Here is a 13,806-nt window from a genome sequence, read left to right as displayed (position 1 = left end):
CCCCATTTTAGCAATATCTGCTGCATCTACCTCAGTAATTCCATCAGTAGCAAAACGCAAACGAATCGCGTCAATAACCTGATTTCCTTCATTTTTTAAATCCAACAACATGCTCATCTGATTATCGCTGAATGGCGCTGATTTGTCAAGTGCAGTAGTCACATCCTTTACATCTTCAGTAAAAGAAATAGTTGAATTTGTTCCTGTTAACTGAATAAAGAAGGCTTGTCCAGGTTCAATGAATTTAGTGGCTGTTGAGCTAGTAGGAGTTGTCGTTCCATTTCCTGAAGAAAATTGATCAATCGTTACAAAACCGCCACGCGTGTTAATCATCGGGTCCCACACCCATAATTGGTTGCTGTCAGTATTTGAATTTGCAGCAAGAACCTCACTCACATCAATCCTCGATTGATAAGGATTCGCAATAAAAGCAAAGGTATTGCTGCCTGCGGTTGCACTTGGGAAAGTTGGTGTAATGCTTCCTACTTTTAAAGTCCCTGTTGAGATTAATTTTGTGGGTGTAGGTGTGGATTCATTACTTGATAAATCAATTCCACGATCGCCACGTACCATCAAACGATAAGGCACGCCTGCTTCTAGGTCTCTGTTTTTGCTGTCAGCAACTGCCTGCCAGCCACTATCGAAGTAAAACATCGACGGATTCCCTGAAATTGTATAATCTATCCCTGTTGTACTATTGTGCTGTCCTACAGTTCCTACTTCACCAGTAATATGGGTTCCAATCCCCGTTTCATTAGCACCGCCGTTTTGCCAGTTGTCAAATAGGCTGCCTCCATCTACAGGGCTAGCTACCATTCTAAAGGCGCGTTGAGCGGGGTAGTATTTTTCAGTGATAACGGTTCCTGAAGTTTTGGTATAGGTTCCGTCAATACTTCCTAAGTAAGCATCGCCGTTAGTGGCATCAGATTTAAAGAGCAAATCGCCATCGTGGGTAAAGTTACCATTAGAAGCAATGTGTTGGCCTGCGGCAATAGTGGTATTGCCTTTAAACTCTAAATTGGCTGAATTAGTAGTTTCTAAATTGGCATTGATATCTATATCATTTCCAAATAACTCAATACCCGCATCGCCGGTGACATCTGCATTAATCGTGATGTTTTTGTCGTTGGTTGCATTACCAATGGTTAAACCTGTACTTGAAGCCGTTAAGTTGGTTATCGGATAAGTTACATCCGCTGAAAAAGTAGTCCCTCTAGGAATGTATTTAAACGCACCTGCTGCGGTAAGGGTTCTTGACGTGGTTAATCCCCCCAATGCATTATCTGTGTAAAGGGAAATATCGCCGCCGTTGGTAGTAGTCAAATCGGCGTTTAAGGTTATGGTTCCTCCATAAGCCGTGATTGGACCGGCGATGCTTGTTGCAGAACCAAAAGTGATGTTGGCAGTATTGCCCTCTTTGCCCAAACGGAGGCGGCTAAAGCCACTCGATACCGTTAAATTATTCGGCGGCCAAGATTGCGCTTCGGAGAAACTGGCGGAATACGGCTCGTATACCAACCCCCCTCCTGCTGTGAGCGTAGCAGTTCCAGAACCATCAATATTGTCTGCCGTTAAGGTAATATTTGCGTTTTGGCCTGCACTTTCAATGTTTAAAGCGTCCTCTAAATTTATAGAATGCCTTGCAGTGATCGTTACATTGCCGGTAAATCCCGTAACTGGAGTAACGCCATTAACCGATTGGCTATCAGAACGCTCACCAACATAAAAGCCCTGTTGTGAAGCGACAAAAAAATCGAATTTATTATTTTCAGTATTGTTAGTCGTAATATTGATATCACCTGCATTACTTAAAATTTGTGTTCGTCCGTTATTGATTCTGTTATGCAGTCCTATATTGCCTTTGGAAGTGCCTGTTATGGTCACTCCACCCCCTATAGCAGCTGTGGATTGAATCAAGATATTACCGCTTCCAGATGTATTGCCCAGGTCAATCCCATAAACATTGGTTGTAGACGTGCCCGTGATAACAATAGCCGCCATCTGTGGACTAGCAGAGGTAATGGCAATATTAGGAGTGTTGCTACCAAGGTTAATGCCTTTTAATCCAGAAGACTTACCTTCTATAACAATAACACCTGTACCTGCATCGATTAAAAGTTGATCCGAAGCTATTATGCCTTCTTTAGTTCCTCCTGCACCTCGTATGAGAATGTCTCCACCACCTGATAGCAGGCTTGCGGCATTCGCTAACTCTATGCCCTGATCTGAGCTGCTTCCGCTATATGAATATCCATCTGGAATTCCATCACTGCCTGTTCCGCCATTACCGCCATCATCTAATCCACCAGCTAAGACAATTTTGCCGCCAGAAGTAGATACGGTATTCGAACCTGCCAAAGTGATGCCGTGATTTCCGGTACCAGAGGTTACATTATTACGATTGGCCCATAAGATGACATCACCGGCATTTGTAGTAATTGTTTTACTTGAAGCCAAAGTTATACTTCCTGATCCCTTGAGTAAAATGTCTTCACCACTGGCAGTCGAAGTGAGGTTTTGGTTAACGGCAATGCTGCCACCATATACCGAAATTGGCCCAGCGATGGTTTGGGCGCTATTAATGGTGATATTGGCGGTATTGCCATCTTTGCCAACGGTCAATCCACTAACATCACTGGATAGCGCTAGATTGCTTGTCAGATCCAGAGTACTGCTGAAACTCGTACTTGTGGGGTTAGGCTGAACAGTCACCGTGCCGGTGGTATTGATAGTGCTTGACGCATTGAAGTTAACAACATCACCTGTTAAATGAACATTGCTAGAGCTAGCCGTTACGCTTGTCGATGCCTCCTTGCCAATAATCGTGACACTGCTTAGTTGTATGCCCTTCGCACCGCCGTCAAATGTAATATCGCCAGATGCCGCGAGTGCATTACCGCCAAAAACGACACCATGGTATGAAGAGTTAGGTGCATTCCCAGTTAGGTCAATGGCACCATTACCTGACACGATAATGTCGCCTGACCCCTGAAAACCTGCACGGGCACCAGTGTCTGACGAACTACCGTTTATCGCAACACCGTTTGCGGCCTTGAGGGTGAACTTTCCGCCATAGGCGCCAAGTTCAATGCCGTGCCATTCGGCACTAGAGCCGGTAATCGAAATTGACCCATTACCTGCATCGATCAAACCATCCTCATCCCATTGCACGCCTTGGTAATTACCACTTGTTGAAACACCACTGAGCGATACATCACCACCACCCGAATAGATGCCGATGTCAGTCGATTGATTTTCCGTACCGAGATGAATGCCCGAAATGTTACTGCCGGTGCCATTGGAGGCCCCAGTTGGTACGACCATGCCGGATGCTAGGGTTCTGGTAGCACTACCACCTCCTAAAACAATAGAGCCTCCGCCCGTTAACTGGTTCGTGGAACCATTGGCCGAATTAATTCCTGCATTGTTGTTGATATCGATGCCGCCAGACGTGCCATCTGCCGAATTGGCCCAAAGAACAATGTCGCTATTGTTTGACTGAATAGTCTTACTGGCAGCCAAGGTAATTTTGCCCGTACCCTTGAGTAGAATATCCCCACCGGCTGCGTTGGAGGTGAGGTTTTGGTTAACGGCGATGTTGCCGCCGTAGACCGCAATCGGCCCTGCAATATTCGTAGCTGTCGCAATCGTTACATCTGCGGTATTCCCCATTTTACCCAGCCTTAAACCGGTTACCGTACTTTCCAAGTTGATATTCTGGTAAGTAAAGGCGCTACCAAAACTAGCCGAAAGAGGTTCAATGCTAAGCTCACCCGTGGTGTTAAAACGAGTAGTGGTTATATCGAAGGTAGCCTTATCAGCCTGAATCAGCACATCGGAACTACTGCTAATTACTTCACTACCATCGGCACCAAAGAGAATGGCATTGGCCGTGCTTGGTCGTAGATATAATCCATTGTAATTGCCCGTCAGACCGGCTGGTTGGCGGTCACGAATGCTTATCGTACCAGTCTCTGAGAGCAGCTGCATACTATTTCCATCCAAACCCAATCCTCGTGAATTCGAACTCGCAGACCCACCCGTCATATCTAAGGTAATAGATCCATTTTCAGTAATAATACTAGCATTACCAGGCTGCATACCCCAGGCTGTATTGGTGGTATTAGGATGGTTGGTCGCATCGGCCGTTAGGCTGACTTGACCCGTGCCTGAGGTGCGTATTTCAGCATCACTGAATGCAATAGTTCGGGTTATAGCACCATCCACCCCACCGGCTCCAAAACTCGCTGTCAGCGAAATATTTCCTCCGTTGGCATTTAATTTGGTTTTATTACCCGAAGACCCGTCAAGTACAATCAATGTTTCACCGGTGCCTTCAGTAACATAACCATTCGCTGTGTAGCTGATGTCGGCGCCTGAAGTAGTAGCATCTATCCCGTCATTCTGAATAATGCGCGGGCCCGTAATGGTTATTCCTGTGCCAGAAGTAGCGGTAGATGTTAAATTAGCATCAACATTAATTTGTCCTCCATACACCGATATCGGACCGGCAATCGAAGTAGCGCTTGCAATCGTCATAACTTGTGTATTGCTGGTCTTCCCTAAGGTTAACCCACTTACAGCAGCATCTAAACTAAGATTACTAATTGGCCAGGAAAATCCACTGCTAAAACTAGTGTTAGATGGCTCTACGGTTACTGATCCCGAGCTAACAATGTCCATTCCATCTGCTCCAATATCAATGGCATCGCCCGTGATGAATACATCACTTGTTGAAGATGTAATAGAACCGCCTTGACCAATATTTATTTCGGATGGACCAGTAGTTTGTCCATTTTTAACAGCGGCTGCTACAACCACACCATTAGCATGACCGTCTAAAGTAATACGGCCTGAATTAGCATAGATATTTGTCAGACCATGGTAATAGCTGCCCGAAACAATACTTCTTCCTGAACCTTGCGCATCACCGCTTATTAAAACATCACCGCCGCCTGAAGAAACGATATTCAAGGTACCACTTATTCCTATAGCATTTCCTGTTCCACTCCCATGGGCTTCTATGGTAATGGCATCAGCAGGAGAAGAAGACAAAATATTGACCGTAGAGGCTACACTAATGTCATGATTTCCAAACATGATTCCGTTATGCTTTCCTGAGTTTACACTATTCTGTGCTTCAATCTGAATGGCTCCAGAGCCAGCATCAATATTAACCGTATTACCATAAGTAATGAGTCCAGCTGCTCCTGTTGAAGCATCAGCAGCAATTTTTATCTCTCCACCAAATGATTCTATGGAGCTGCGTTCTAAATAAACGCCAGCTTCAAAATCACTCCCCCCGTCAGAAGGAGTAAAGAAAGTTCCGGGAACCGCATAGCCCTGTCCTACACTCAAACCATTCCATGTGCCCCCATCGACACCACCTCCTAACCAAACAGAGCCGCCGGTTACACTTGTCGATCCCGTTGTAATGGATGAAGCTTTTCTTAAGGATATACTTCCATTAGCTACCTGATTATCGCTATTGGCCCAAAGGATCACATCGCCACCAGATGTCGTTATCGACTCATTGGCAGTTAGGCTAATATCCCCAGATGCCTTCACTAATATATCGCCATTTGCACCACCCGATGTGGTGTTTAGGCTATTATCCAAGGTAATGTTGTCGCCATACACCGTAACGGGTCCGGCAACATCTATAGAATTCGTAACAGTTATGTCTGAAGTATTGGAAAAGGTAACACCAGTCATTCCAGTGTACTCCCCAATCGTAAAACCACCTAAACTATTGAAAGTATTAATGGTTAAGGCATCAAAGGTGCCACTTACATCAATATTTGGGGAAGCATTGTTATGACTCCAAGTCACGGAACCTCCGTAAGCACCTCCATCTGGCACTAAGTATAAATGCCCCGTGGACGTTAACGTAGATGCACCAGTAAGCACATCTGCTGCTAAGATAATATCCCCTGTTCCTGTATTGACTGATGATGAAGTATGAAAATTAATTCCTTGCGTACCACTACCGTCACCAGGAGCAGCCCACATCAATACATCGCCACCGCTAGTGCTTAGAGTAACCCCATCAAAGTCAATAGCGTTTTGGTTGGTAGACCCATTGTCATTTACAGATGGGCCATCACCAACGGTTAAACCATTCCAGGTTGTGCTTCCTTGGGTAGTTGCACTTCCACCCATCCAAAAATGGCCGCCATTGGTAGTAATGGTAGCTGAAGAACTAGCCGTAGCACCAGCACGGTTATGATTATTGTAATCCGACCATAACACAATATTTAAGGCACCTGAGGTGGATTCAATATCTGCATTAATCTGTGCCCTGCCATATCCTTCGGTATCGGTTCCGCCTGCTCTTAGCGTTAACGTAGCATCTCCACCAGCTGTTTTATCTATGGCGTTAGCTACGTTAATTAGTGAGCCCTCCAACAGTACACTGGTACCCGCATTTAAATAGCCCTCTATCACAGAGGTGTTTACATCTGCTGTACCTGTGGAGGATATGGTAACAGGATTGCTTCCTGAAGCCGTCCAGTTGTTACCAGAAGTTCCAGTTTCACCGCTATTACTAATGGTTAGGGTTTGGCTAAAACTAAAAACAGACCAAACCATTATAGTTATGAATGAGAAAAAATTTAAACACCGCATAAGAATATTTTTTTTCAAAAATATACTTTAGAAAACATATATTTTGAAAAATACACCTCACAAAAACCTACTGATTTACTAAAGCCACCTCACATTTACCTACCGAAATAGTGTTATATGCCTCATTATCAGTTAAATAGATAAAATAAAAATTTGCAAGTTTTCATTGCTTTTCAGCTGTAGTTTTTTTCTTATTTGGCTTCTAGAATTTTCGATAGTACGCACTGAACGGTTTGTAAGTAGGGCAATATCCTTAGAAGTGTAGTTCAATTTGATTAATCACATACTATTAATTCACTTGGGCTTAAATTTGGGGCAACATCTTTTAGCTTGTTGTAGAAGGTAGAAAACGAAATGTCTAACTTGGATTCAAAATCTAAAAATAACTCATTTGAAGTGATCGCTATCAATTTTTGTTTGAGCAAATTAAACTTATTTTTATGCACATTAGGTAAGTCGTCTAGTATTTTATTAAGGTCGCTTAAGAGGTCGTCTTTTACGCGTTGAATGCTTAATTCTTTTATGGTAGTAGAGAGGAGTTCTTTGGACTTAAGCTGCACTTGGTATTGTAATTCTTGTCTTTCTTGCTGATATAGCTGTTTCTGCTTCAATTGCTTTTTATAAATTATAAAGTAAGCCATAACTGAAAGTAAAACAAAAAGCAAAAAGCCTGTGGAGAGCCAGTATTTATTGGAATTTTGCTTTTGTAGCTTACTTTCATAAGCCACACTAAGTTGAAGTTTTTTTTCGCGTTCTCTGGCTACTTCCCACTCGCTAACCACGCTCCTGGGCAAATCTCCTATGTACATGTTTTTATTTTCGGTGTATAATCTATAATAGGTATTAGCCAAATCGGTTTGAGATAAGTCATCATAAATTCTATAAAGCAACTCATAGACCGACATTTTTAGTTTAGGATTATCAGCATCAACAACAAAATCTTTTAGCGGATTGATTTCTGAAAGTGCTTTATCAAGCTTTTTGCTGTCAAAATATAGTTCAGCTCTATTGATTTTATTGTAGAAGATACCAACATCAACCTTTAGTTTTTTGCATATACTGTCTGATAAGCTTAGGTATTTTAAACCCGCTTCAAATTCTTTCTTTTTGCGTTTTAAGTTGCCGTAGTTAGAATAACTTTGGGCTAACAACATCTGATGACTCCCTTGTTTTGATTTCTCAATTATGGTTTGAAATGTTTTTTCAGCCTCTTTAAAATTTTTAGCCTTTCCCTGTATAATGCCTTGTGTATTGTAATAGTATAAAGGAATATCATCAGGATTTATGAGTTCTAAGGTTAAATCTGTATATTCTTTTGCCTTTTCAATATAGTCTAAATTTAGATACATGCTAGCAAGGCTGTGATACAGAACACTTAAGTTTTTAGTATCGGAAGGCTTGGCATAATCGATGGCTTTTTGATAATTGATGGCTGCATCAAAGAACTCACCTTTTAAATTAGCTAAATTTCCTTTATTGGAATACAAGGACATGTATAGCCAAAGTTCATCACCTTTTTCTTGTATGTTTCTCTCGAGTATATCTACATACTTGCCTAAACTATCTGCCTGTTTAGTTGAGTTGTAGTAAGCTACTAAAATGGATGCTGTTGAACTTTTTGTTGCTTTTGGAATTCTTGTGTTTTTAGCTAAAAGTTTTGTGGCATAAGGAACGGCTTCATTTACACAATCTTTTTTTAATAATAAATGGTTAAGTTCTGTTAAGTTAGATGAATTTAGGTTGGTGGTATCTTGTAAAATTGTAGGAAGATTTTTAGCTAACCATTCTTTTTCATCATTTTTATTTTTAAATCTGCCTTTTAGCAAATCGATTATAAAATTATATTTTTCTCTAGTAGCTAATTTTTTATACTCATTTGTCACTTCAGAAGAAAGGAATAACTTTTTTTCAATGGAAGTTTCATTCAATTTGTCTTCTTTTTTTGAACACGAAGTTATCAGTAATCCTATGATTAAGCTGGCTTTTAGCCAGACTTTAAAAGTTTTATTAAAAGTATAGTTCATCTAAAAATAGAAATAATTCTACAAATATAATTAATGAAATTTATCCAACAATAAAAAAACCACCCTTAAATACTTAAAGGGTGGCTTCTGAAAAACCAAATTAAAACAAGATTGTTGCTTTACCTGCTTTGCCTTAGCAATTCAAGCTCTTCTTGAAGTCGCATTTCCTCCTTAACTAGCAAGACAATATTGACTAGAATTATGGCAATGACAAGGTACAATAGATACAGCACAACATCAATCCACGTCAAGTTTTTTAATCGCTTGAGCATGGCTTATTTTTATCCTTAAATGCTTAACATAACTCTAGCTTCTTATTAAGATACGTATTAGAATAAATTAAGAGTTCTCTAAAAAGAACGAATGGCACGAACTCTATGATTGGTGTTCTTATGGCTGGCGAACCAGCCGCCATTGCCGAAGTCCAGCCTCCGAGCGAGTTGATTGTTGGATGCGTGCTCGGTAGAACTCCAATAGTAGGCACTAGCAAAACCGCTGCCTCCGTTTGCCCCTGCGGTAGCATCAATAGTTGCCTTGTTTTGATACATTAAATCCAATTCTTTTTTTGAGGGAAGATACCAGTCGCCATAAGTTACACCGCCTTCTGTAACCGTATAATTGGCACAGACGCCTGCAGCATAATCATTTGAATTACTGCCTTGGTTTGCAATTATTAATAGGGTATTCATTTCTCCTGCATAAACACCATCACCATGAGCTTCTGTATCAGTATCATTACCATTATACCATTGAATAACACTGCCACCATCCTGATCTTCTTTTGCAGCTACCAAACCATGTTGCCCAGTTTCGTCTACCCAAAAAACGATGCCTACCTGGGCAAAGTCGCCTACGGAATAGGTGGTTGTTTTCATGGCATTCCAAACATTATTAGTCGCATCGTAATAATAATATCCCTTAGAAGTAATTTTAGCTGTTTCTGTTTCCGTGGAAGGGGTAGTGACATCATCGATATAGACAATTACTCCATCTTGGTCGGACCCATAGGCCGAAATTTTAGCATCTAATTCAGCAAGCGTTAGCATTGGAGCGCGAACCCCGTCTGCGGTAGTTATCGTTGCAGGGTCACCTTCTATTTGTAAGGTGGTTTTTGGGTCGGTTGTGCCAATTCCTACTTGGGCGTTGGTGGTGCTCAATCCTATAAAAGTTAATATTACTGTAAGTTGTATTTTTTTCATTTGTTTACAAGTATTGTTTTTTTAAGATCAGACCCGCCTGACTTTCGCATTTTGGGCAGATGAGATACGTCCCGATAGCTATCGGGATCATGCTCATATTTGAAGAAGCTTTATATATTCGTGTTTCATCTTTCATTTTAAAATTTAATTATCCTGCTCTCTTTTTTTAATTATATTTCAGCTTATTCCTACTATTATTATTTTCAAATGGTTACCAACTTACTTTAATTGATATTCATTTGCAACAGATATATTAATAAAAAAATTATGGCATCAAGATATTGTAAGTGACTATATAACTGATTTCCGAATAACCATTCAAAAAGGTTTTAATGGAGTATGTAGCATGTTCACTAATATTAAAAGAACCTTGTTCATAAATTTGTTCATAAATTTCTATATGTATTTCATTATAAGAATTTAAACCAACGGGAGGATTATTTCCACTAGTTGTATAAATAGGCTTCCATTGAGTTGAACTATACTGTGTCTCATAACTTGAAGTTAGACTTCCAATATAAGTTTTAAAACCATCAGTATTAGAATAATGCTTCATGGTTGCTTCGTAGAAATTTGTACTTGAAACCGTTTTAACTTCAAGGTAATGATTATTTGGATTCCATCTAAATTGTAAGTTCCCAATTGTTCTCTCTGAAGCTGCAGTTGAACTCGCGTCATTGTATAGCCCTAACCAACCAATTATTTCAGGTGCTCGTGGTGAAGTAGTGCCTCCCATGCTTTTCCAAACATCATTAGAAGCATCGTAGAAATAATAACCTGTTGCGTTAATGTTAGCCGTTTGTGTAACCGGTGTAGTAGATACATCGTTGATATACACAATAACCCCATCTTGGTCGGAACCATAGGCCGAAATTTTAGCATTTAACTGGGCAAGTGTAAGCATTGGAGCGCGAACACCGTCTGCGGTTGTTGTCGTTGTGGGTTCCCCTTCTATTTGTAAGGTGGTTTTCGGGTCGGTTGTTCCAATCCCTACTTGTGCTATACTCAGATTCAGCGAGAATAGGATTATAAAAATAGAAATTACATGTTTTTTTAAGTTAAAAAATGTTGTAGTCATAAGTTTGTTTTTTGACAAAAATAGGGGAGCACTCATTTTTTTTATTCTTATTTGAATGCACACTAGTACCAAAAAGCTAATTTGACACAACTTTTATTTCTTTTAGGCTTTAATTTTAGAAGGAAAAGGATTTTTGTTATCAAAAAACAAAATAATAAGCCTCTTTTGTGGTGCACCAATCCAGGGAAATTAGATAGCTAATTTAAAACCCCTAGATTGAATATATAGATTTCCTCAGATAGGTAATCAACAATTTTATTATTTTTTTATTTCGCGATTCTAAGATTTCATTTCTCACTTACCTGGGTGTTTTTTTTGCTATTTGTTATTGATAAGTCTAAATTTTGATATACTACCAAGACACAGATGCACAAAGATTTTATTTCAGATTTTAATTTTTTGATTTTCAATGTTGTCATCCAACACCAAGCATCTTTCATCCAACACTTTCAACTAGGTTATTTCTATTTTTTTTCACGTAGAGCTCACTAAGATTGATCGCAGCGTTCACAGAGACTTATTACGTTTAAATTTTCTTAGTTCTCATTTCTCACTTGATTATTCGATATTCGTTATTAAATTCCTAGCTGCAGCGGGGTTAGGGCGCTTCACACCCCGTATCCAACATCCAACTTCCAAAGCCTTCATTTTACATTAAAAGTTAGGATTTATAAGCTGATAGCTCAATTTTTTGTAAAGGTTTGTTATTGTCCAGTTAAAAAATGCTAATCCTTTTAACCCGATTTAAATATTTTCATAAACTATAATTTTAGGCTATCTTTGTAGATTTTTAGGACAAATGGATTTCTACAAGAGTTAAAGTCCAATGTTAAAACTAATTTAATTGGTTTGTTTGCTTACATTGAATAATAGGTTTATGATTATAGATTTAATTTACTTTATAAATATCGTTTTATCCTTTATTGTTGGATTTTATTTGTTTTTTCAGCTACAACCTCTTCACCATAAATTACATACCAATGCATTAGCCCTTTACTTTGTGCTTAATGCATTTTGTTTTAGTTTCTATCTACTCATTAAGTATGAGTATATTTTGTATGTTCCCTATTTCTATAAAATTCCTGCGCCCATAACTTACCTAATTGGCCCATTTGCTTATTTTCATTTACGTTTTATCATTTCTAAAAAAATTCAAATCAAATCATATGATTGGCTTCACTTTATACCATTTGTCTTATTTCTGATTTCTTATTTGAAATTCTATTTTATGGATTTAGCAGAAAAAGAAGCCTATGTACGTTTACTAATTTCAGACTTTAGCTTAACTTATACAGATCATGTTGGTATAATACCCGAATATGTTAATAGTATTGGTAGGCTTGTACATCCTTTACTTTATGTGGTATTACAATGGATTTTGATTTATTCTACTGATGCTAAGGCACTAAAAGAAAAAGATAAAAAACTATATAAATGGGGATTCAATTTTACCTTGCTTCAAACTATTTTTGCTTTGAGTCTTCTTGTTACGGTATTTACTTTGCCTGGAATTACTGAGGAAGTACAAAACTCTTTTTTAAGTAAACTACCCGCAATTCTTACCATAAGCTTTTTTTTCACCATAAGTATTTATCTTTTATGGAAGCAAGACATCTTGCGGAAGCTAAAATATTTTAAAGTTGAATACCCCGAAGACGACAATGAAAAAACAAACAAATTAGCCGAACTAACAAAACTTGTAGAAGAAAAGGCTTATTTTACCGATGTAGATTTGAGCATTAGCAAATTATCTGCTTTGCTTCAAGTTAGTCAACAAGAATTATCAAACTTAATCAATTCTGAATATTCAAGTTATAACGAATGGATTAACCAAATTAGAATCAACTATTGCATTTCATTACTTACCAATGACTTTTTAAAAACTTATGATGTTGAATACCTAGCTACAAAATCTGGGTTTAACTCTAAAAACACCTTTTACCGTTCGTTTAAAAGAATAACCAATACTACACCCACCAAGTTTGTTCAATCAATTCAAACTGAAAACGAACTGCTGTAGCTTGATCTCAATGAATAAATACGCGCAATTAAATTACTTTAAAGCTAAATTTTTGCATCCATCAACAAAGAACCACCCTTAAAATTTAAAAAGTGGTTTTCTGGACACTAAATTAAAATAGATGATTGCTTTACCTACTTTGCCTTAGCAATTTGATCTCTTCTTGAAGTCGCATTTCCTCCTTAACTAGTAAGACAATATTGACTAGAATTATGGCAATAACAAGGTGCAATAGATACAGCACAACATCAATCCACGTCAAGTTTTTTAATCGCTTGAGCATGGCTTATTTTTTTATTTTTTTCACGCCAAAGTAAGCTCCAACAAGTAAAGCTAAGGGAATAAGGAAATTGATGGGTACGTCATTGACGTTATCTTCGAAACCACCCATAGCATCCTCAAGACCTTGAGCATAGATGTTTGTTAGGGTAAAAAAACTTAGTAGGTTTACGGTAAATATTTGTTGTGATTTTTTCATCTGTTTATATTTATTGTTTTTTAGTGGTCAGATGCGACACGTATAATCATCATCCTGTGTGTAGAAGCTTTATACATGCGTGTTTCATCTTTTTACTCTTTTATCAATTGCTTACTTTGTTGATTCCCTGCTTCGTCGGTTAACTTTACGCTATATACGCCACTGTTAAACGCACTGACATCGACTTCTAAGCTAGGTGATTTCAATTCTTGTTTTGCGGTATATACCTGCTGACCTAGCATATTGTAGATTTTTACTTCTACTGTTGTGCCTAAAGCCAAGCTGGTTTGAATGTTCACTAAGTCTTTAGCTGGGTTAGGGTAGAGGCTAAATAATTTATTGTCCTCATCTTCCACACCCATGGTTTCTGTATCAAATTT

General features: G+C 38.8%; 9 protein-coding genes. 1 reads left to right on the top strand and 8 read right to left on the bottom strand.

Annotation, left to right across the window (positions count from 1 at the left end; all coding sequences use genetic code 11):
• The 5 genes from G7034_RS07930 to G7034_RS07910 all read right to left on the bottom strand — a co-directional run.
• A partial coding sequence (locus G7034_RS07930) for a beta strand repeat-containing protein (protein ID WP_166400431.1) occupies positions 1–6,591 on the bottom strand: 6,591 nt, incomplete at its 3' end.
• 311 nt (positions 6,592–6,902) lie between these two features.
• On the bottom strand, positions 6,903–8,651 hold the full coding sequence (locus tag G7034_RS07925) for a tetratricopeptide repeat protein (RefSeq protein WP_166400430.1): 1,749 nt from the start codon (positions 8,649–8,651) through the stop codon (positions 6,903–6,905).
• Positions 8,652–8,770: 119 nt separating this feature from the next.
• Positions 8,771–8,923 carry a hypothetical protein gene (locus G7034_RS07920; RefSeq protein WP_166400429.1) on the bottom strand — a complete coding sequence of 51 codons (153 nt, stop codon included), beginning with the start codon at positions 8,921–8,923 and terminating at the stop codon, positions 8,771–8,773.
• A gap of 78 nt (positions 8,924–9,001) precedes the next feature.
• A complete protein-coding gene (locus G7034_RS07915) occupies positions 9,002–9,808 on the bottom strand; it encodes an Lcl C-terminal domain-containing protein (protein WP_166400428.1) in 807 nt (268 codons plus the stop codon).
• 307 nt (positions 9,809–10,115) lie between these two features.
• Positions 10,116–10,928: a hypothetical protein gene (locus G7034_RS07910; RefSeq protein ID WP_166400427.1), complete on the bottom strand. Its 813-nt coding sequence runs from the start codon at positions 10,926–10,928 to the stop codon at positions 10,116–10,118.
• 877 nt (positions 10,929–11,805) lie between these two features.
• On the opposite strand from G7034_RS07910, the gene G7034_RS07905 reads away from it, so the two are divergent.
• Complete coding sequence (locus tag G7034_RS07905; RefSeq protein WP_166400426.1) at positions 11,806–12,948, top strand: helix-turn-helix domain-containing protein; 1,143 nt, start codon at positions 11,806–11,808, stop codon at positions 12,946–12,948.
• Between the two features lie 130 nt (positions 12,949–13,078).
• On the opposite strand, the gene G7034_RS07900 is transcribed toward G7034_RS07905, so the two are convergent.
• The 3 genes from G7034_RS07900 to G7034_RS07890 all read right to left on the bottom strand — a co-directional run.
• Entirely contained in the window at positions 13,079–13,231 is a 153-nt protein-coding gene (locus G7034_RS07900) for a hypothetical protein (RefSeq protein ID WP_166400425.1), read from the bottom strand.
• Positions 13,232–13,234: 3 nt separating this feature from the next.
• Positions 13,235–13,426 carry a hypothetical protein gene (locus tag G7034_RS07895; RefSeq protein ID WP_166400424.1) on the bottom strand — a complete coding sequence of 64 codons (192 nt, stop codon included), beginning with the start codon at positions 13,424–13,426 and terminating at the stop codon, positions 13,235–13,237.
• A gap of 92 nt (positions 13,427–13,518) precedes the next feature.
• Positions 13,519–13,806, bottom strand: a 288-nt coding sequence (locus G7034_RS07890; RefSeq protein ID WP_166400423.1) for a T9SS type A sorting domain-containing protein, incomplete at its 5' end; no start/stop codon positions are given.

The organism is Psychroflexus maritimus (assembly GCF_011089875.1).
In the GTDB taxonomy this organism is placed as follows: domain Bacteria; phylum Bacteroidota; class Bacteroidia; order Flavobacteriales; family Flavobacteriaceae; genus Psychroflexus; species Psychroflexus maritimus.
The sequence above is the reverse complement of the archived record's forward strand: the minus strand, read 5'-3'. Positions and strand labels throughout refer to the sequence as shown.

Excerpts from the sequence above, each read along its gene's own strand:
- G7034_RS07925 (WP_166400430.1), bottom strand. The coding sequence starts at position 8,651 with ATGAACTATACTTTTAATAAAACTTTTAAAGTCTGGCTAAAAGCCAGC.
- G7034_RS07920 (WP_166400429.1), bottom strand. The coding sequence starts at position 8,923 with ATGCTCAAGCGATTAAAAAACTTGACGTGGATTGATGTTGTGCTGTAT.
- G7034_RS07910 (WP_166400427.1), bottom strand. The coding sequence starts at position 10,928 with ATGACTACAACATTTTTTAACTTAAAAAAACATGTAATTTCTATTTTT.
- G7034_RS07905 (WP_166400426.1), top strand. The coding sequence starts at position 11,806 with ATGATTATAGATTTAATTTACTTTATAAATATCGTTTTATCCTTTATT.
- G7034_RS07900 (WP_166400425.1), bottom strand. The coding sequence starts at position 13,231 with ATGCTCAAGCGATTAAAAAACTTGACGTGGATTGATGTTGTGCTGTAT.
- G7034_RS07895 (WP_166400424.1), bottom strand. The coding sequence starts at position 13,426 with ATGAAAAAATCACAACAAATATTTACCGTAAACCTACTAAGTTTTTTT.